This window comes from Streptosporangium sp. NPDC001681 (assembly GCF_040298085.1).
GTDB lineage: Bacteria > Actinomycetota > Actinomycetes > Streptosporangiales > Streptosporangiaceae > Streptosporangium.
Map to the genome: position 1 here is coordinate 45,257 of NZ_JBEOZN010000008.1, position 18,357 is coordinate 63,613.

Sequence of the window (18,357 nt, forward strand, 5' to 3'; positions counted from 1 at the left end):
ACTCCCTTCAGAATGGATGCATCGGGTAAAGGGCCAATCGGGGAGATGCGAAAGGATGCGGGGTTGAACCGCTTTCCACGGGTTCTCGGGGTGCGTACGGGATATGACCCCGATCAGGTGGATCTGCTGGTCCGCCGAATCGAGGGCACCCTCGGCAGGGGCGCCCCGGAGGGGGAGCCGATCACCGCGGACGAGATCCGCGAGGCCCGTTTCCGCACGAAGCTCGGCGGCTACCACGAGATCGCCGTCGACTTCGCGCTGGAGGCCTTCATCGTGGCGATCGAGACCCGGCCCACCGGGGCGGACGGGCGTCCGATCGTTCCCGCGCGCCGGCAGCCCGCGCCCTGGCCGACCGCGCCCCAGGAACAGGAGTGGGCACAGCGCGCTGAACCGCCGCTCCGGGATCCGGGGGCCGCCGAGCGGGAACCGGCGGCGGTCGCCCGGCATCCGGGAGCGGCCGAGCGGGAACCGGCGGCCGTCGTCCGGGCCGTGTGGGAGCCGGTGGCCGGCGGGCTGCCGGAACCGCTCGGCGCCGATGAGATCGAGGAGCACGCCGTCCGGGTCGAGCGGGCCGCCTTCAGACCCGGACGGCTCGGCATGGGCTACAACGAGGACCAGGTCGACACCTTCCTCGACCGGATCGTGGCCACCCTGCGCGGCACCACCGACCAGCCCCTCACCCCCGATGACGTGCGCGGAGCGAGGTTCGCCACGGTGCTGCTGAGGCCGGGCTACGCGGTCGGCGAGGTCGACGAGTTCCTCGCCGACCTGGCGGGCGTCCTTGAGGCCCACCTCGGCCGTTGAGGTGTCAGCGGGTGCCCCAGGAGTAGGTCTGCTTGTGAAGCTTGAGGTAGACGAAGGTCTCGGTGGCGCGGACCGTGGGGATGGCCCGGATCTTGCCGAGGATCTCCAGGAGGTGCTGGTCGCTCTCGCAGACGACCTCGACCATGATGTCGAGCGACCCGGCGGTCAGCACCACGTAGTCGATCTCTTTTATGGCCGACAGTTCGTTGGCCACGATCTCCAGGTCGCCCTCGCACTTGATGCCGATCATGGCCTGGCGGGAGAAGCCCAGGGTCAACGGGTCGGTCACCGCGACGATCTGCATGACCCCCGCGTCGATCAGGCGCTGGACCCGCTGGCGTACCGCGGCCTCGGACAGTCCCACGGCCTTGCCGATGGCGGCATAGGGCTTGCGCCCGTCCGCCTGCAGCTGTTCGATGATCTGCTTGGAGATCTCGTCGAGGACGACGGGGCCTGACCTGGCGTCGTTGTCACGGCGTACCTTGGGCGGCGTCGTCATCCGCGCTCCCTGGCGTCATATTGCGGGGCTGTTTCCGGCGTGTTGCGGCTCCGATGCGACATGCTGTCAGTTTCGGGCCATCTGTCAAGCGATTTCGTAGCAATTTGGTATCTTAACAACGAAATCCCTTGTCGTACGGTTCTTGCTCTGTAAGAGTCGCGACAACTCAGCCCCGATCCATAGGAGGCCGACGGTGACCACCCCGGTTGAGACCAGTGAGCTCCCCCGCCTGAGAAACTACGTCAACGGTGAGCTCGTGGAGGCCCGGAGCGGCCGGTTCTCCGACGTCATCGACCCCTGCACCGGAGAGATCTACCTTAGTGCTCCCATCTCCGGACAGGAGGACGTCGACGCCGCCTACGCCGCCGCTGCCGCCGCGTTCGAGTCGTGGAGTCAGGCCACTCCGGGCGAGCGCGCCAACCTGCTCCTGAAGGTGGCCGACGCGATCGAGGCGCGGGCCGAGGAGCTGAACGAGGCCGAGTGCCTCAACACCGGCAAGCCGCGCGCCCGGATGGCCGAGGACGAGACCCCGGTCGCCGCCGACCACTTCCGCTTCTTCGCCGGCGCCGCCCGCACGCTGGAGGGGCCGACCTCCGGTGAGTTCCTGGCCGAGCACACCTCGGTCATCAGGCACGAGCCGATCGGCGTGGTGGGCCAGGTGACGCCGTGGAACTACCCGATGATGATGGCGGTCTGGAAGATCGCCCCGGCGCTCGCCGCGGGTAACACCGTCGTGCTCAAGCCCTCCGACACCACTCCCGTCTCCACGGTCAAGCTGGCCGAGATCCTCGGCGAGGTCCTGCCGAAGGGTGTCTTCAACGTCGTCGTCGGCGACCGGGAGACCGGCGCGCTGGTCGTCGGCCACCCGAGCGCGTCGATGGTCGCGATCACCGGTTCCGTCGGCGCCGGCATGGCCGTGGCCAAGAGCGCCGCCGAGGACCTCAAGCGGGTCCACCTGGAGCTGGGCGGCAAGGCGCCCGTCATCGTGTTCGACGACGTCAAGGACCTCAAGGCCGCCGCCGAGTCGATCGCCACCGCGGGCCTGTACAACGCCGGCCAGGACTGCACCGCGGCCTGCCGCGTGCTGGTCCACGAGGAGGTCCACGACGAGTTCGTCGCCGCGCTCACCGAGGCGGTGGCGAACACCGTGACGGGCGACCTCTCCGACACGGAGGCCCTGTACGGCCCGCTCAACAACGCCGAGCAACTGGCCCGCGTCACCGGCTTCCTCGACCGGGTCCCCGGCCACGCCAAGGTCCTGACCGGCGGGAACCGGATCGGCGAGCGGGGCTACTTCTTCGCCCCCACGCTCGTCGACGGCCTGCGGCAGGACGACGAGATGGTGCAGAACGAGGTGTTCGGGCCGGTCATCACGGTCCAGACCTTCTCCGACGAGGCGGACGCGGTGGCCAAGGCCAACGACGTCAGGTACGGCCTGTCGGGCTCGGTGTGGACCTCCGACCACGGCCGGGCGATGCGCGTGTCGAACCGTCTCGACTTTGGTGTCGTCTGGGTCAACACTCACATCCCATTCGTCTCAGAAATGCCACACGGAGGCTTCAAGCACTCCGGTTACGGCAAGGATTTGTCCGTTTTTGGCCTGCACGACTACCTTCGCGTCAAGCACGTCATGCATTACATCGGCGAATAGCCGCGAACAGAGGGATAAGCCTGGCATGACCGAAATCCAGGTGGGTGCGGAGGCGGCCGACGCCGCCTCCCGCTCGCCCCAAATGCCCGCGATCGAACTCGATGGGGTCGTCAAGGAGTATGTCTCCCACGGCGAGGTCGTCCAGGCGGTCAAGGGTGTCACCCTGACGATCGCCGAGGGGGAGTTCTTCTCCCTCCTCGGCCCCTCGGGCTGCGGCAAGACCACCACCATGCGCATGATCGCCGGGTTTGAGGATCCGTCGCGGGGCAACGTGCGGCTGCACGGCCAGGATGTCACCAACGTTCCCCCCAACAAGCGCGACGTCAACATGGTCTTCCAGTCGTACGCCCTCTTCCCGCACATGAACGTCTGGGAGAACGTCGCCTTCGGCCTGCGGCGCAAGAAGGTGGCCGAGGCCGAGATCAAGCGCCGCGTCGGCGAGATCCTGGAGATCGTCGATCTCACCGGGCGCGAGAAGCGCCGCCCCCGTGAGATGTCCGGGGGCCAGCAGCAGCGGGTCGCCCTGGCACGGGCCCTGGTCAACAACCCCCGCGCGCTCCTGCTGGACGAGCCGCTCGGCGCCCTCGACCTCAAGCTCCGCCAGGCCATGCAGATCGAGCTCAAGCGCATCCAGCGCGAGGTCGGCATCACCTTCGTGTACGTCACCCACGACCAGAGCGAGGCGCTCACCATGAGTGACCGCATCGCGGTCATGAACGATGGCATGGTCGAGCAGTTGGGCACTCCGAGAGAGATCTACGAGCGGCCGGCAACCGCCTTCGTGGCCGGATTCATCGGCACGTCCAACCTGCTCAGCGGCACCGTCGACCGCCTCCAGTCCGGTTTCGCGGTGCTTAGGCTGGGCGATGAGGACCAGGTGCTCGCCGAAGGCGGATCGTTCACCGCCGGGGAACCGATCGCGATCACGGTGCGCCCGGAGAAGATCAGTATTTCCACCGAGGAGCCCACCGGAGACCTCAGCGTCGTACGAGGCGTCGTCTCCGAGGTGGTCTACCTGGGGCTCTACAACTCCTACACGGTCGGCCTGGCCCAGGGGGCAGAGGTGACCGTCTTCCAGCAGAACGCACTCGACAGCACGAGTACGGCGGAGCGTGGCGACGCCGTTTGGCTGTCGTGGCAGCCGCACCACTCGTACGCGATCGGAAGTTGAGTCCGCTATGTACTCCCGCATGAACCCCGCCTTCCTGCGTGGCATGACGCAGAGCCGCTCCGTCACCCGCCGTGACGCCCTCCGCCTGGGGGGAATGTCGGCCGCAGGTCTGGCCCTCGCCGCCTGCGGCGTGCAGGGCAAGAAGGTGGAGGCGCCCCAGAAGGACGCCGTCGCCGAGTACTGGGGCTCCAAGAAGAAGAACGGCACGCTGCGCTTCGCCAACTGGCCGCTCTACATCGACAAGGACGGCAAGCGGTACCCGTCCCTGGAGATGTTCGAGGCCGACACCGGCATCAAGGTGACCTACACGGAGGCCATCCAGGACATCCCCACGTTCTTCGGCAAGATCCAGCCGCTGCTCGCCGCCAACAACGACATCGGCTACGACCTGATGGTCCTGACCAACGGCCTGCAGCTGTCCAAGGCCATCGCGCTGGGCTACCTCGTCCCGCTCGACCACTCTAAGCTGCCGAACTTCGCCGCCAACGCCAGCTCCGTGGTCAAGAACCCCACCTGGGACCCGAACAACGCCCACACGGTCCCGTGGGCGGGCGGCCTGACCGGCATCGCCTACAACCCCAAGTACGTGGAGGAGGTCAAGAGCATCGCCGACCTCTGGAACCCCAAGTACAAGGGCAAGGTCGGCATGATGCTCGACACCCAGGAGGTCGCCAACTTCGGCATGTTCGCCCTGGGCATCGACCCTGACAAGTCGACCGAGGCCGACTGGAAGAAGGCGGGGGAGAAGCTCAAGCAGCAGCGCGACGCGGGTCTGGTGCGCAAGTACTACGAGAACGACTACGTCGACGCCCTCGCCAGGGGAGACATCTGGATCACCATGGCCTGGTCGGGTGACATCTTCCAGCAGGTCGCCGAGGGCAAGGACCTGAGGTTCGTGGTGCCCGAGGAGGGCGGCACGATCTGGACGGACAACCTGTGCATCCCGAAGACCTCGCAGAACCCGGTCGACGCGCTGACCTTCATGGACTACGTCTACCAGCCGAAGATCGCCACGATGCTGGTCGAGTCCATCAACTACATCACGCCGGTCTCCTCCGCCAAGGACCTGGTCCTCGCCGACGCCGCCAAGGCCACCGGCAAGGAGAAGGCCGCGCTGGAGCAGATCGCCGAGAGCCCGATGATCTTCCCCTCGGAGACGGACATGGCCAAGCTGCGGTCGTACAAGAAGCTGAACCCGGGTGAGGAGAAGGTCTTCGAGGACATCTTCCAGCCGATCACGCAGGGTTAGGCCGATGAGAGAGCGAACCAGTCGGGAAGGGGCAAGCGGCCGGTGAAACGCCTCGCCCCCTATCTGCTCATCCTGCCCGGCGGACTCTGGCTGGCGATCTTCCTGGTGGTGCCGATGGTCTTCATGGCCTCGGTCTCCACCCAGGAGGGCGACGTGGTCAACGGGTTCGCCCAGACGTTCAACTTCTCGGTGTACGGCGACGCCCTGGTGCAGTACAAGACCCAGTTCCTGCGCTCGGCCGGGTACGGTCTGGTCGCGACCGTCGTCTCCATCGCGCTGGCCTACCCGATGGCCTACTGGATCGCGTTCAAGGGCGGCAACCGCAAGTCCACCTACCTGCTGCTGGTGCTGCTGCCGTTCTTCGTCTCGTTCGTGCTGCGCACGGTGTCCTGGCGGTTCCTGCTCGCCGACGACGGCATGCTGCTCTCGCCGCTCAAGTCGGCAGGGCTGCTGCCCGAGGACTTCCACGTGCTGCAGACGACGTTCGCGGTGATCGGCGGCCTGGTCTACAACTACCTGCCGTTCATGATCCTGCCGATCTACGTCGCGCTGGAGCGGGTGGACCCCAAGGTGGTCGAGGCCGCCCAGGACCTGTACGCGGCCAAGCGCGAGGCGTTCACCAAGATCGTGCTGCCGCTCTCGCTGCCCGGCGTGTTCGCCGGGGTGCTGATGACGTTCGTCCCGATGACCGCGGACTACGTCAACGCCGGCATCCTCGGCGGCCCGGAGAACACGATGATCGGCAACATCATCCAGACCGAGTACCTGGTCAACAACGACTACCCGACCGCCGCCGCGCTGTCGTTCACGCTGATGGCGGCGATGCTGATCGGCATCTTCGCCTACGCCAAGGCGCTCGGCACCGAGAACGTCCTGGAGGCGGCGGCCCGATGAGCCCTGACACCCTCCGCAGGAGCAGGAACGGTGAGCGACCGTGAGCATCAGCGAAACCGCTGTCCGAGGCGAGGCGCCCACCAGGCGGAGGTCCCCGCTGAACACGAGGCGGCTGGGTGACCGGCTGCTCCGGGCCTACGTCTGGCTGATCATCGCCTGGCTGTTCCTGCCGATCGCCGTCATGATCGTGTTCGGCTTCAACGACACCCAGAGCAAGTCGAACGTGACCTGGCAGGGCTTCACCCTCAGGTGGTGGGGCCGCCTGGACGAGTATCCGGAGCTGGTCACAGCGGTGATCAACTCGCTCAAGATCGCCGTGCTGGCCACGGTGATCACGACGCTGATCGGCACGCTCATGGGCCTGGCCCTGGGCCGCTACCGCTTCCGCGGGCAGGGCGCGACCAACCTGGTGATGTTCGCCGCGATCGCCTCGCCCGAACTCGTCATGGGCGCCTCGCTGCTCTCGCTGTTCATCAGCGCCGGCGTGCAGACCGGCTTCGCGACCGTGGTCATCGCGCACGTGCTCTTCTCGCTCTCCTTCGTGGCGATCACCGTGCGCGCCCGGGTGATCGGGCTCGACCGGTCGATCGAGGAGGCGGCGCGCGACCTGGGCGCGTCCACCTGGACGACGTTCTGGCGGGTCACCTTCCCGATGATCCTGCCCGGCGTCGTCTCCGGCGCGCTGCTGGCCTTCGCGCTCTCCATCGACGACTTCGTGATCACCCAGTTCACCAGCGGTGCCACCCAGACGTTCCCGCTGTGGATCTGGGGTGCCACCCGTATCGGGGTGCCGCCTCAGGTCAACATCCTCGGGACGCTTATATTCGCGGTAGGCGTCGCCATCGCCGTGTTCAACACGGTCAACGCGCGCCGCCGCACCTAGCCGCCGTCAAGCCCCGTGCCCTCACCGGGTGGCGCGGGGCTTCGGTGTATCCGGATGCCCGCAAGGACATCCATGACAGAACATCCACGGCACAGAACAGGGAGGCGAGATCGGATTCAGGCGGGGGGAACCCGCGCGTGATCTTCACGACCACGCGATACACACAGAGAAAACCTGACTCACGTAGGGAAGTGAGATTTGTGGATCCGCTGAAGGCTCTTGCTGATGCGGAGCGCAAGCCGTACTGGCTCGACAGTCCGGCGAAACCCGAGCCGCTGGCGCGGCTCTTCGGTGAGACGAGCGCCGACCTGGCAGTGGTCGGCGGAGGATTCTCAGGGCTCTGGACCGCCCTGATGGCAAAGGAACGCGACCCGTCACTCGACGTCGTCCTGCTTGAGGGACGGAGGGTCGGCTGGGCGGCCTCCGGTCGCAACGGTGGCTTCGCACTGGCGACGCTCACCCACGGTCTCCCCAACGGGCTGGAGCGCTGGCCCGAGGAGATCTCCACGCTCGAACGCCTCGGTGTCGACAACCTCGACGAGATCGGCGAGGCCATAGCCAGGTACGGCATCGACTGCGGCTACGAGCGCACCGGCGAGCTGCACGTGGCCACCGAGCCGTGGCAGCTGGAGGAGATGAACCAGAGTATCGACATCGCCCGCGAGCTGGGCGCCCGCTTCGACGTCCTCGACGCGGAAGAGATCCGGGCGGAGGTGAACTCGCCCACCTACATCGGCGGCCACTGGGATCGCGACGGCTGCGCCATGCTCGACCCCGCCCGGCTGGCCTGGGGGCTTCGGGAGGCCTGCCTCTCGGTGGGCGTGCGCATCTATGAGCGCACGCCGGTACGCACCATGAAGGACACCCCGACGAGCCTGGACCTGCTCACCCCGCACGGCCTGGTCAGGGCGCGCAACGTCGCGCTCGGCACCGGGGTGTTCCAGCCGCTGCTGCGGCGGCTGAGGCACCTCCTCGTGCCGGTCTACGACTACGCGCTGATGACCGAGCCGCTCTCCGCCGACCAACTGGCCTCGGTGGGCTGGCAGAACCGGCAGGGGGTCGGGGACGCGGCCAACCAGTTCCACTACTACCGGCTGACCGAGGACAACCGGATCCTCTGGGGCGGCTACGACGCGGTCTACTACAACGGCGGCATGATCAAGCCCGAGTACGAGCAGCGTGACGAGACCTTCGTCAAGCTGGCCGAACACTTCTCCACCACCTTCCCCCAGCTGTCCGGGCTGCGCTTCACCCACAGGTGGGGCGGGGTCATCGACACCTGCAGCCGGTTCAGCGCCTTCTACGGCCGGTCGCACGGCGGGCGCCTGGCCTACGCCGCCGGATACACCGGTATGGGCGTCGGCGCGACCCGGTTCGGGGCGAACGTCATGCTCGACCTGCTCGCCGGGACGCGGACCGAGCGGACCGAGCTGCGGATGGTCAAGGAGAAGCCCGTCCCGTTCCCGCCCGAGCCGGTCCGCTCGGTCGGGATCCAGATGACCCGCTGGTCGATCGCCCAGGCAGACCTGCACCAGGGCCGCCGCAACCTCTGGTTGCGCACCCTGGACCGGATGGGCCTCGGGTTCGACTCCTAGGGACTGTCCCCGGCCCCGGCCGGGGACGGTCGTTGGCTTCCGGCACGCGGGCCGTACAGACTTGCACCATGTCGGAAAAGGTGAAGTTCACCGCCGGCGGGGTCACCCTCGCCGGCGACCTGCGGGTCCCGGTGGCACCGGGCCCGCACCCCGCCCTGGTCCTCACCGGCCCGTTCACCGGAACCCGGGACCAGGTCACCGGCCTGTACGCGTCCCGGCTGGCCGGAGCGGGATATGTGACGCTGGCGTTCGACCACCGCAACTGGGGCGAGTCGGGTGGCGAGCCGCGCAACCACGAGGACGCGCAGGGCAAGCTGGAGGACCTGCGGGCCGCGGTCTCGCTGCTGCGCTCGCGGCCCGAGGTGGACGCCGGCAGGATCGGCGCGGTCGGGATCTGCCTCGGCGCGGGCTACGCGCTCAGGTTCACCGCGTTCGACCCCCGGGTGAAGGCGTTCGCGGGCGTCGCGGGGGCGTACAACAACCCCTACGGCATGCGCGCGGGGATGTCGCCCGACGGGTACCAGCGGGCGCTGGCCTCCTTCACGGAGGTGCTGGAGCGGCAGGACAGGAGCGGTGAGGTGGAGTACCTGCCCGCGGTGGCCGAGGAGGGGGAGGCGGCCATGCCGGGCGACGAGCCGTTCGCCTACTACGGCACCTCCCGAGGCGCCTCGGCGCACTGGAGCAACACGGTGACCCGGGCCTCGATCCGAGAGCTGATCACCCTGGACAACATGACGGGCGCCGACTTCCTGTCCCCCAAGCCGGGCCTTGTCGTGCACGGTGTGGTCGACCGCTTCTGTTCGCCCGAGGGCGCCGAGGAGGCCTACCGGCGGATGGACGATCCCAAGAGGCTCGTCTGGCTGGACACCCGGCTCCATATCGACCTCTACGACACCGAGCCACACGTCACCCGGGCGGTCGAGGCGGTCGCCGCGTTCTTCGGAGAGTACCTCTGAACGCGATGTACGTCCTCGGACTGGACGTCGGCGGTACGTCCTCACGGGCGCTCCTGATCGACGCCGACGGCCGGCGGGCCGGATACGGCGTGGCCGGGGGCGGCAACCCGGCGGCCCACGGCAACGCCGTCGCCGTCGCCAACATCGGCCTGGCCCTGCGGCAGGCCCTGCACGGGACCGACCCGGGCCTGGTGGCGGGGGCGGTCATCGGGATGGCGGGCGCCGGGGCGCTGGACCGCCTGGTGTTCGACCCCATGTGGGCCTCGGCCGGCCTGCGCGTCCGGCCCCGGCTCACCGGCGACCTGGGCATCGCCTTCGCCGCCGGTACGGCGGAGCCGCGCGGCACCGTGCTCATCGCCGGGACCGGGGCGATCGCCGCCAGGATCGAGGACGGCGAGCCCGTGATGATCGCCGACGGGCTCGGCTGGCTCCTGGGCGACCAGGGCTCCGGCTTCTGGCTGGGCAGGCAGGCGGCCCGCGCCGCCGCCCACGCCCTCAGCCGGGGGGAGGCGGGCGGGACGTTGACCCGCCTCGTCGTCGACGCCCTGCTGGAGGGCGAGCCGCTCCCGCAGGGGAGGAGAACGGCTGGACAGGGCGACGGGGCCGGGGAGACGGCGGCGGCGGAGGAGCTGCGCGAGCTGGCGATCAGGCTGGTGGTCCGCGCCCAGTCGCGGCCCACGCTGGAGCTGGCCAGGCTCGCCCCGCTCGTCAGCCGGGCGGCGGCCGAGGGCGACCCGGTCGCCCTGGAGATCGCCTCCACCGCTGCCCGGCTGCTCTGCGAGACGGTGGCCGAGGTCCGCCCGACGGGCGAGACGAGCCCGATCGTGCTGGCCGGGAGCGTGCTGACCGGTGAGGGACCTGTCGGCCCCGCGGTACGGGAGAAGCTGGGGGCCGCGACGGTCCTGGCGGGTGACGGCGCGGGCGCGGCGGCGTGGCTGGCCGGGCGGGAGGCGTTCGGCTGGGACCCGGCGACCGCCGCGCGGCTGCACGCCCGCATCGTCTCCGGCGACTGATCCCGGCGGTCGGCCGGGAGCGAACGCGCTCTCGGCCGGGTCGCCCCTCGCCGCCGGAGAGGAGACCGGCTCGTTTCCGGAACGGACCGTACCGGCCTGAAAACCGGGGCAGGCCTGTCAGCCGTCGCCGGAACCCGAGCGGAGCGGATCGACGTCCCGGCCGTCCGGGGCGGTGGCGCCGCGCCCGACGATGGGTCGCAGCACGTCCAGCACCGCCGGGTCCTCGATGGTCGAAGGGACGGGTTCGTCGGCGCCCTCGGCGATGCCGCGCATGGTCTTGCGCAGGATCTTCCCCGACCTGGTCTTCGGCAGCGCCGGGACCACGTCCACCTGTTTCAGCGCCGCCACCGCGCCCACCTGCTCGCGGACGGCCAGGATCAGCTCGGCCCGCAGGGTCTCGACCTCGACCGTCGCCCCGCTCTTCAGCACCACGAAGCCACGCGGGACCTGCCCCTTCAGCTCGTCGGCGACTCCGATCACCGCGCACTCGGCCACCGCCGGGTGCGCGGCCAGCACCGCCTCCATGGACCCCGTCGACAGCCGGTGCCCGGCCACGTTGATCACGTCGTCGGTGCGGCCCATCACGAAGAGGTAGCCGTCCTCGTCGAGGTAGCCGCCGTCGCCGGTCAGGTAGTAGCCGGGAAAGGCCGACAGGTAGGACTTCACATAGCGCTCGTCGTCCTGCCAGAGCGTGGGGAGGGTGCCGGGCGGGAGCGGGAGCCGGATGCAGATCGCCCCCTCCTCGCCGGCGGCGCACTCGGCGCCCGAGGACCGCAGCACGCGCACGTCGTAGCCGGGGACGGGCACGGTGGGGGAGCCCGGCTTGATCGGCATGGGCTCCAGGCCGCGCAGGTTGGCCGCGACGGGCCAGCCGGTCTCGGTCTGCCACCAGTTGTCGACGACCGGGACGCCGAGCTTCTCCGCCGCCCAGTGGTAGGTGTCGGGGTCCAGGCGCTCCCCGGCGAGGAAGAGCGTCCGCAGCGACGAGATGTCACGGCCGCGCAGCAGGGCCGCCTCCGGGTCGGTCTTCCTGATCGCGCGGAACGCGGTCGGCGCGGTGAACAGCGCGTTCACCCGGTGCTCGGCGATCACCCGCCAGAACGCGCCCGCGTCGGGGGTGCCGACCGGCTTGCCCTCGTACAGCACCGTCGTGGCGCCCCGCAGCAGCGGCCCGTACACGATGTAGGAGTGCCCGACCACCCAGCCGATGTCGGACGCCGCCCAGAACACATCGCCGGGCGCGATGTCGTAGACGTTGGCCATGCTCCACAGCAGCGCCGCCGCGTGCCCGCCGTTGTCGCGTACGACGCCCTTCGGCAGCCCGGTGGTGCCGCTGGTGTAGAGGATGTAGAGCGGGTCGGTCGCCTTCACCGGCACGCACCCGGCGGGTTCGGCCGCAGTGCCGGCCCAGTCGACGTCCCGCCCGGGCACCAGCTCCGCCGGTGCCTGCTCGCGCTGGAGGATCACGCAGTGCGCGGGCCGGTGCCCGGCCAGGTCGAGCGCGGCGTCGAGCATGGGCTTGTACGGCACCACGCGGGTGGGCTCGATCCCGCAGGAGGCCGAGACGACCACCTTGGGGCGCGCGTCGTCGATCCTGGCCGCCAGCTCTTTGGGGGCGAACCCGCCGAACACCACCGAGTGCACGGCTCCCAGCCGCGCGCACGCCAGCATGGCGATCACCGCCTCGGGCACCATCGGCATGTAGATCACCACCCGGTCGCCCTGCTCCACCCCGAGGTGGCGCAGCACCCCGGCGAACCTGGCGACCTCGTCGCGCAGCTCGGCGTAGGTGTAGCGCCTGCCGGTGCCGGTCACCGGGCTGTCGTAGATCAGCGCGACCCGGTCGCCGTGGCCCGCCTCGACGTGCCGGTCCAGCGCGTTGTGGCAGGTGTTCAGCTCCCCGTCGGGGAACCACCGGTAGAAGGGCGGCGCCCCGGAGTCCAGCACCTCGCGCGGGGGCCTGCTCCAGGTGACCGCCTCGGCGGCCTCGGCCCAGAAGTCCTCCGGGTCGGTGATGCTGCGGGCAAACGCGTCAGCGTACGACATCAGGCCATCATGCTCTCCTGGGGGGTGCCCGGTCGAGGCCCCCCTCCGACCTTCGCGTACGGAGGGTGACCCCTGGCCGGAGCTGCGGGCTTCCAATCCGACGTGCCCCTGCCGACAATGTCATCCGCGTAGGTCGGTGCTCTTGCGCGGGCTCCTTCCGGCAGTATCCCCTTCCCGACGATCAACGGCTCTCGATCATCGCTCCGGCGCCGCCCCGCTGCTCCCGATCCGCCGGCAAGACCGTGGTCACGCCGAAGCCGGCGATCAGTTCCGGGATCGGGCGGTAGTAGGAGAACGTCGAGCGGTACTCGCCGACCCCCGCCTTCATCGCGTTGTGCGAGGCCACCCAGGTACGGACCTCGTGGCAGGACTTTCCGGCCTCGGCGGCCATCTCCTCCGCCGTCCAGTCGTCGAGCCGGTCGAGCTGCCCGGAGGACAGGATGGACATGAACTCGCGGTCCCACTCCGGGTTGAGGTCCCGGATGTTCGCCTCGCCCCTGGCGAACGCCCTGGCTGCGTCGATGACACGCTGCTGGCGTGCGGCACGTGCGGCGGCGGTCGGATGGCGGCCGTTGAGGAGCAGCTTGCGCTGTTCCTCGGTGGCGGTGGCGATCTGTGGGACCGGCGGGTCGTGGGACAGCCCGCCGGAGCCGATGACCAGCACGCGGGCGTCCAGATCCTTGAGGAAGTTCCCCACGGCCCTTCCGAACGCGCCGACCCGCCGCATCGGAGCGAACGGCGGCGCCACGGAGTTGACGAAGATGGGGATCACCGGCTTCGCGGTGATGCCGCCGAAGAGGATCTCCAGCGGCTGGACGGCGCCGTGGTCGACCTCCATCTTCAGCGAGATCGCGCAGTCCACGCCGTCGTCGAGCACCGACGCCGCGAGCCGCTGGGCGATCTCGGTGGGCACGTCGAGTGGGCCCGCCTCGCTGTCGTAGTCCCCGACACCCGTGGCCTGGTAGCCGATGCAGAACTGCGGCATGAGTTCGTAGAAGAACCCGTTGTAGTGGTCCGGCGCGAACAGGACGATCAGCTCGGGGTCGAAGTCCGCCGCGAACCGCCGTGCGGCTCCGAACGCCCCGTCGAGATCGTCGAGCACTTCACGCGACGCCTCGGAGAACTGCAGTAGCGGACTGTGCGACATGTTCACCAGTGCGAGCGTCATCGTTCCTCTCCTTCTCCTTGAGCTCTTCGAGTTCTCCACCCGGTCTCCACGCGCAGGTCGCCGCATGGAGACCGGGTGGCCGCTAGCGACCGAGCAGGAAGTCCAGGTGGATCCGGTTGAAGGTCTCGGCGTCCTCGTACTGCGGCCAGTGCCCGCAGTTGTCCATGATGGCGAGGGTCGAGCCGGGGATGAGAGAGGCGATGCGCTCGGCCTCGGCGACCGGGCCAGAGGGGTCCTTGGTGGTCCACAGCACCAGCGCGGGAGCTTTGATAGACGCCAGCTCCTCATCGGTGACCATGTTGCGCTTGCGGATCTCCAGGTCCTGCAGGGCCATGTTCGCCGTGCAGGCGGCCAGCCAGTCGGGCTGCTCGAAGATGGCCTGGCGGGTGCGAATGAGGTCGTCGGTGACCATCGCCGGGTCCGCCATCAGCCACTCCAGCCGGGCCTTGACCCGCTCCCAGCTCGGGTCCTTCGCGGCCGCCATGGACAGTGTGTACAGGCGATCCATGACCTGCGGGTTGGCCATCGTGCCGCCCATGGTGTTCAGCGCGATGCGCTCCACCCGGTCGGGGTGGTGCGCGGCCATCTTCGCGGTGACCCACCCGCCGAGCGACTCGCCGGTGAGGTACGCCCTCTCCACGCCCAGGGTGTCGAGCACGTGCTGGAGCTGGTCGATGTAGTGCTCGATCTCCAGCGGGTGCCGCGGCTTGGCGCTGTAGCCGTGCCCGATGAAGTCGATGGCGTAGGTGTTGAAGTGCTCGCCGTGCGCGGCCAGGTTGCGCACGTACGCCTCGGCGTGGCCGGTGATGCCGTGCAGCATGAGCAGCGTCGGCTTGGACTCGTCGCCGGCGCGCAGATACCGAGTGCGGTACGGGCCGGCCTGGAGGAAGCCCTGGCTGAACTCCACCTCCCGCAGGTCGGACCAGACGCTCGGATATGAACGGTTGCTCATGCGGTTTCCTTCTCTCGTGGCGGTTGACGCGGTCACTGCAAGACGATCCCGCCGTCGACCATGATCAGCTGGCCGGTGATGTAGTCGGAGTCGTCACCGGCCAGGAAGATCGCGGTGGGCGCGACGTCACCGGGGGTGCCGACCCGGCCGAGCAGGATGGTCGGGGTGTAGTCGTCCAGCGCGGCCGGGGAGTCATCGGCCCTGGCCGAGCCGGTCTCGTCCCGGTGCATCTGCGACCACAGGTCGGTCTGAATGATCCCCGGCCCGATCCCGTTGACCGTGATGCCGTACGGGGCGAGCGCGCGGGCGCTGGAGTGGGTGAGCGAGAGGACGGCGGCCTTGCTCGCGGCGTACGCGGCGAAGTGCGCGCTGGGGCTGCGCGAGGACGTCGAGCAGGTGTTGATCACCTTGCCCCGGCCCCTGGTGATGAAGTGCCTGGCGACCTCCTGCGTGCACAGCAGCACGCCGAGGCCGTTGACGTCCAGGACCTTCTGCCACTGCCGCTCGGTCGTGCTCAGGTACGGCTCCTTGAGCAGCATGCCGGCGTTGTTGAACAGGACGTCGATGTCGCCGAAGCCGGCGAGCACTGCCGACACCATTGCCCGAACCGACGCGCGATCGGTGACGTCCACTGGTACGGCCAGGCCACGGCCGCCCCGCTCCCGGATGGCGGAGACGACCCGCTCCGCCGCGCCGCGGTCGATGTCGGCCACCGCGACCGACGCCCCCTCGGCCGCGAGGGCGGTGGCGAATCCGGCGCCGATGCCGTTGCCCGCCCCGGTGACGATCACCACCTTGCCGTCCAGTCGTCCGCCTCGGGCATCGTCGCCGGTCATCGGTTCGCTCCCTTTCGTGACGTCCTGCTCATGAGCCTGGCGAAGCCGGCCCGGACCCAGCGCCGGGGCAGCAGGCGGCTGATCGCGTACGCGGTGCGCCAGGCCGGGCCGGGGATGACCAGGGGCGTGCCGCGCTCGAAGCCGCGTACCGCCGCCTCGGCCACCACCGGGGGCGTCAGCCACAGCCAGTCCGGCAGGTGCGCGGTGGACACCCCGGAGCGCTGGTGGAACTCGCTGCGCACGAAGCCCGGTGCGACCGTCGTGCTGGTCACGCCGGAGCCGCGCAGCAGGTGGTGCAGCCCCTCGCCGAAGGTGGTCGCCCACGCCTTGGACGCCGAGTAGGTGATCGCCGGAGTGCCCGGGGCGAAGCCCGCGATGGAGGAGACCGTGATGAGGCCGCCGCGCCGGCGTGCCTTCATCCCAGGCAGGGCCGCGTGGGTCAGGCGCAGCACGCTGTCCACGTTGATCCGGTTCAGCGTCATCGACGCCTGCACCGGGTTGCCGAGGTAACCGCCCGGCGGCAGCCCGATGCCGGCGTTGTTGACGAGCACGTCCACCGGGTCGCGCTCGGCGGTCAGCCGCGCCTCCGCGGCGGCCAGGCCGTCCTCGGCGGTGAGGTCCGCCGGGAGCACCTCGCAGGTCACCCGGCGGGCGGCGCGGATCTCCTCCGCCGTGGTCGCCAGCCGGCCCGCGTCCCGCGCGACGAGGACCAGGTCGTATCCGCGGGCGGCCAGGCGATCGGCCAGGGCCCGGCCGATGCCCGAGGTGGCCCCGGTCACCAGTGCTCTCATGAGAGTGCCTCCTCGAGCAGCAGGGTCATCCGCCGGGCGGCTTCGGTGAGGAAACCTTCGGCGCCGCGCTCCCGCAGGGCGTGGTAGTTGGGTGCCTCAAGCGCGAGCAGCGTCTCGGCCGGCAGGGCGCGTACCACGTCTGCGAGCGGCAGCGCGCCCTCGCCGGGCAGTAGTCGGCCGACCCGGGCCTCCCACTGCAGCGGTGGCACCTCGGCGGACTGGCCGCGGGCGGCGACCGCGTCCGCAGGCATCGCGCCGACCTGGGCGGTCGCGTCGCAGAGTTGCGCGACGGGCAGCAGCGCCGGGTCTCCCGCTCCGGCGACGTCGGCGGGGGTGCCGCCCGAGCGCAGCAGGTGCAGCGAATCCACCAGGACGCCTCCGCCGCCGGAGCGGGAGACCACCGCGAGCGCGGTGGCGAGATCGCGGACCGGCCGGTAGGCCATCGGCTCGATGACCGGCCTGATCCGGTATGTCAGGGCGAGCCGGGTGAGCTCGGCGAAGCGGTCGGCGAGCCGGTCCAGCTCGGGGTCCTGGCCGACCACATACAGCAGGTGGGCGCCCAGTTCGGCGCCGGCGTGCAGGTACGGTTCGACGGCGGCGATGTCGGCGTGCTCGTCGAGCAGGAGGACCTCGACGACCGGGATGCGGATCCCGGTGTCGTCACGGCGGGCGACGGTCTCCGCGAGCATGGGAGAGCCCGGCGCCATCGGCCAGGGGCGTTCGGTGGGGTCCATCGGGTGGATCCGTAGCCCGACGTGGGCGAATCCGGCCGCGGCGGCCAGGCCGACCAGTTCCGGCGGCGAGGTGTCGAGCATGGTGAGGTGGTCGACCCCGAAGGGGCGGGCGGTGCCGGTCATGCGGCGCCTCCTTCGGCGAGCGTGATGACGGTCTTGCCCGGTACGGAGGACGCGGCGGTGAACGCCTGCTGCGCGCGCTCCAGTGGGTAGGTCGCGGCGACGACGATCCCTGGGGCGACCGAGCCGAGCGCGACCGCGTCGATCGTGGCCCGGTAGTCGCCGGGGTGGTCGTAGATCATCGACCCGAGCACGGTGAGGCCGCGGCGGACCGCGATCCTGGTGTCCAGCGGGATGGGGTCGGAGCCCACGCCGACGAGGACGAGACGGCCCTGCGGCGCCAGCCGGGCCAGGGCGGTCTCGCCGCCGGCGGCGGTTCCGGAGGTCTCGAAGGCGACCGGGAACTCCGTGCCGTCCGGCGCGTGGGCGGCGCCCAGGGCCACGGCCCTGGCCCGCCGCTCGGGGTGCGGCTCAAGCACGGCGACCGGGTGCCCGGCGGAGCGGAGGGCGTGCACGAGCAGCAGCCCCAGCGCGCCCGCGCCCACCACCAGGCACGACTCCGTGCAGGTCAGGGAAGCGCGGCGGACCGCGGCCAGGGCGACGGCGAGGGGTTCGACGCACACCGCGTCCTGGTCGGCCAGGCCGGCGGGCAGTGCCCAGGCGTGCCGGGCCGGTACCTCGACCCGCTCGGCGAGCATGCCGGGAAGGTTCAGCGCGGGGCTGCCCCGCCGTACGCACAGCGCGGGAGCACTGTCCCGGCAGGGGACACACACCTGGCACGGGTAGTTGGGCTCGATCGCGACGCGCTCGCCGATCCGGGAGGGCGGCACGCCCGGCCCGACCTCGACGATCCTGCCATGCGCCTCGTGGCCGATGACCCACGGCAGGTGGGGCACCGTCCGGCTCCCGTCGAACAGCCCGAGGTCGGTGCCGCAGATCCCCACATCGCGTATCGCGACGACGACGTGGTCTGGGCGACACACCGGATCGGGCCAGTCGTCCACGACGGTGAGGCGGCCCGGCATGGTGAGCACCGCTGCCCGCATCACTGCTCC

General features: G+C 70.1%; 17 protein-coding genes. 9 read left to right on the plus strand and 8 right to left on the minus strand.

All coding sequences use genetic code 11. The features are described 5' to 3' along the window. Positions 1 to 63 precede the first annotated feature (63 nt). A complete protein-coding gene (locus ABT130_RS05455) occupies positions 64 to 804 on the plus strand; it encodes a DivIVA domain-containing protein (protein WP_350953073.1) in 741 nt (246 codons plus the stop codon). A 4-nt stretch (positions 805 to 808) separates the two neighbouring features. Here the strand turns inward: ABT130_RS05455 and ABT130_RS05460 are convergent, their stop codons facing one another. Next, positions 809 to 1,303, minus strand: a complete 495-nt coding sequence (locus ABT130_RS05460; protein ID WP_030906137.1) for an Lrp/AsnC family transcriptional regulator — start codon at positions 1,301 to 1,303, stop codon at positions 809 to 811. A gap of 193 nt (positions 1,304 to 1,496) precedes the next feature. Here ABT130_RS05460 and ABT130_RS05465 point away from each other — a divergent pair, with 193 nt between their 5' ends. The 8 genes from ABT130_RS05465 to ABT130_RS05500 all read left to right on the plus strand — a co-directional run bounded on the left by ABT130_RS05465 (position 1,497) and on the right by ABT130_RS05500 (position 10,715). Next, the gene (locus tag ABT130_RS05465) at positions 1,497 to 2,954 is read left to right on the plus strand and encodes a gamma-aminobutyraldehyde dehydrogenase (protein ID WP_350953075.1); all 1,458 of its coding nucleotides are present in this window, start codon (positions 1,497 to 1,499) and stop codon (positions 2,952 to 2,954) included. 25 nt (positions 2,955 to 2,979) lie between these two features. Then, positions 2,980 to 4,125: an ABC transporter ATP-binding protein gene (locus ABT130_RS05470; protein ID WP_350924059.1), complete on the plus strand. Its 1,146-nt coding sequence runs from the start codon at positions 2,980 to 2,982 to the stop codon at positions 4,123 to 4,125. Positions 4,126 to 4,144: 19 nt separating this feature from the next. After that, positions 4,145 to 5,374, plus strand: a complete 1,230-nt coding sequence (locus tag ABT130_RS05475) for a polyamine ABC transporter substrate-binding protein (RefSeq protein WP_350953077.1) — start codon at positions 4,145 to 4,147, stop codon at positions 5,372 to 5,374. Between the two features lie 42 nt (positions 5,375 to 5,416). Continuing rightward, on the plus strand, positions 5,417 to 6,268 hold the full coding sequence (locus tag ABT130_RS05480; protein ID WP_350953079.1) for an ABC transporter permease: 852 nt from the start codon (positions 5,417 to 5,419) through the stop codon (positions 6,266 to 6,268). Between the two features lie 46 nt (positions 6,269 to 6,314). Continuing rightward, a complete protein-coding gene (locus tag ABT130_RS05485) occupies positions 6,315 to 7,151 on the plus strand; it encodes an ABC transporter permease (protein WP_451934872.1) in 837 nt (278 codons plus the stop codon). Between the two features lie 200 nt (positions 7,152 to 7,351). Continuing rightward, entirely contained in the window at positions 7,352 to 8,746 is a 1,395-nt protein-coding gene (locus ABT130_RS05490) for an NAD(P)/FAD-dependent oxidoreductase (RefSeq protein WP_350924291.1), read from the plus strand. Positions 8,747 to 8,814: 68 nt separating this feature from the next. Beyond that, positions 8,815 to 9,702, plus strand: coding sequence for an alpha/beta hydrolase (locus ABT130_RS05495; RefSeq protein WP_350924065.1), 888 nt, complete (start codon positions 8,815 to 8,817; stop codon positions 9,700 to 9,702). 5 nt (positions 9,703 to 9,707) lie between these two features. Next, a complete protein-coding gene (locus ABT130_RS05500) occupies positions 9,708 to 10,715 on the plus strand; it encodes an N-acetylglucosamine kinase (protein ID WP_350953081.1) in 1,008 nt (335 codons plus the stop codon). Between the two features lie 117 nt (positions 10,716 to 10,832). Here the strand turns inward: ABT130_RS05500 and ABT130_RS05505 are convergent, their stop codons facing one another. The 7 genes from ABT130_RS05505 to ABT130_RS05535 all read right to left on the minus strand — a co-directional run bounded on the left by ABT130_RS05505 (position 10,833) and on the right by ABT130_RS05535 (position 18,348). After that, positions 10,833 to 12,761, minus strand: a complete 1,929-nt coding sequence (locus ABT130_RS05505) for a propionyl-CoA synthetase (protein WP_350953083.1) — start codon at positions 12,759 to 12,761, stop codon at positions 10,833 to 10,835. A 181-nt stretch (positions 12,762 to 12,942) separates the two neighbouring features. Next, positions 12,943 to 13,929 carry a 3-carboxyethylcatechol 2,3-dioxygenase gene (locus tag ABT130_RS05510; protein WP_350953085.1) on the minus strand — a complete coding sequence of 329 codons (987 nt, stop codon included), beginning with the start codon at positions 13,927 to 13,929 and terminating at the stop codon, positions 12,943 to 12,945. An 82-nt stretch (positions 13,930 to 14,011) separates the two neighbouring features. Next, entirely contained in the window at positions 14,012 to 14,881 is an 870-nt protein-coding gene (locus ABT130_RS05515) for an alpha/beta fold hydrolase (protein WP_350953087.1), read from the minus strand. Between the two features lie 32 nt (positions 14,882 to 14,913). After that, positions 14,914 to 15,717, minus strand: a complete 804-nt coding sequence (locus ABT130_RS05520; protein ID WP_350953089.1) for an SDR family NAD(P)-dependent oxidoreductase — start codon at positions 15,715 to 15,717, stop codon at positions 14,914 to 14,916. Further along, positions 15,714 to 16,508, minus strand: coding sequence for an SDR family NAD(P)-dependent oxidoreductase (locus ABT130_RS05525; protein WP_350953091.1), 795 nt, complete (start codon positions 16,506 to 16,508; stop codon positions 15,714 to 15,716). The genes ABT130_RS05520 and ABT130_RS05525 overlap by 4 nt, the downstream gene beginning before the upstream one ends. Then, positions 16,505 to 17,365: a sugar phosphate isomerase/epimerase family protein gene (locus tag ABT130_RS05530; RefSeq protein ID WP_350953093.1), complete on the minus strand. Its 861-nt coding sequence runs from the start codon at positions 17,363 to 17,365 to the stop codon at positions 16,505 to 16,507. Before ABT130_RS05530 ends, ABT130_RS05525 begins: the two co-directional genes overlap by 4 nt. Beyond that, positions 17,362 to 18,348 (minus strand): zinc-dependent alcohol dehydrogenase, encoded by a 987-nt coding sequence (locus tag ABT130_RS05535; protein ID WP_350953095.1) that lies wholly within the window; start codon positions 18,346 to 18,348, stop codon positions 17,362 to 17,364. The genes ABT130_RS05530 and ABT130_RS05535 overlap by 4 nt, the downstream gene beginning before the upstream one ends. Positions 18,349 to 18,357: the final 9 nt, after the last annotated feature.

Bases quoted from the DNA above. Each gene is read 5' to 3' on its own strand.
- ABT130_RS05460 (WP_030906137.1), bottom strand. From the start codon at position 1,303: ATGACGACGCCGCCCAAGGTACGCCGTGACAACGACGCCAGGTCAGGC.
- ABT130_RS05470 (WP_350924059.1), top strand. From the start codon at position 2,980: ATGACCGAAATCCAGGTGGGTGCGGAGGCGGCCGACGCCGCCTCCCGC.
- ABT130_RS05475 (WP_350953077.1), top strand. From the start codon at position 4,145: ATGAACCCCGCCTTCCTGCGTGGCATGACGCAGAGCCGCTCCGTCACC.
- ABT130_RS05495 (WP_350924065.1), top strand. From the start codon at position 8,815: ATGTCGGAAAAGGTGAAGTTCACCGCCGGCGGGGTCACCCTCGCCGGC.
- ABT130_RS05500 (WP_350953081.1), top strand. From the start codon at position 9,708: ATGTACGTCCTCGGACTGGACGTCGGCGGTACGTCCTCACGGGCGCTC.
- ABT130_RS05505 (WP_350953083.1), bottom strand. From the start codon at position 12,761: ATGTCGTACGCTGACGCGTTTGCCCGCAGCATCACCGACCCGGAGGAC.
- ABT130_RS05510 (WP_350953085.1), bottom strand. From the start codon at position 13,929: ATGACGCTCGCACTGGTGAACATGTCGCACAGTCCGCTACTGCAGTTC.
- ABT130_RS05515 (WP_350953087.1), bottom strand. From the start codon at position 14,881: ATGAGCAACCGTTCATATCCGAGCGTCTGGTCCGACCTGCGGGAGGTG.
- ABT130_RS05520 (WP_350953089.1), bottom strand. From the start codon at position 15,717: ATGACCGGCGACGATGCCCGAGGCGGACGACTGGACGGCAAGGTGGTG.
- ABT130_RS05525 (WP_350953091.1), bottom strand. From the start codon at position 16,508: ATGAGAGCACTGGTGACCGGGGCCACCTCGGGCATCGGCCGGGCCCTG.
- ABT130_RS05530 (WP_350953093.1), bottom strand. From the start codon at position 17,365: ATGACCGGCACCGCCCGCCCCTTCGGGGTCGACCACCTCACCATGCTC.
- ABT130_RS05535 (WP_350953095.1), bottom strand. From the start codon at position 18,348: ATGCGGGCAGCGGTGCTCACCATGCCGGGCCGCCTCACCGTCGTGGAC.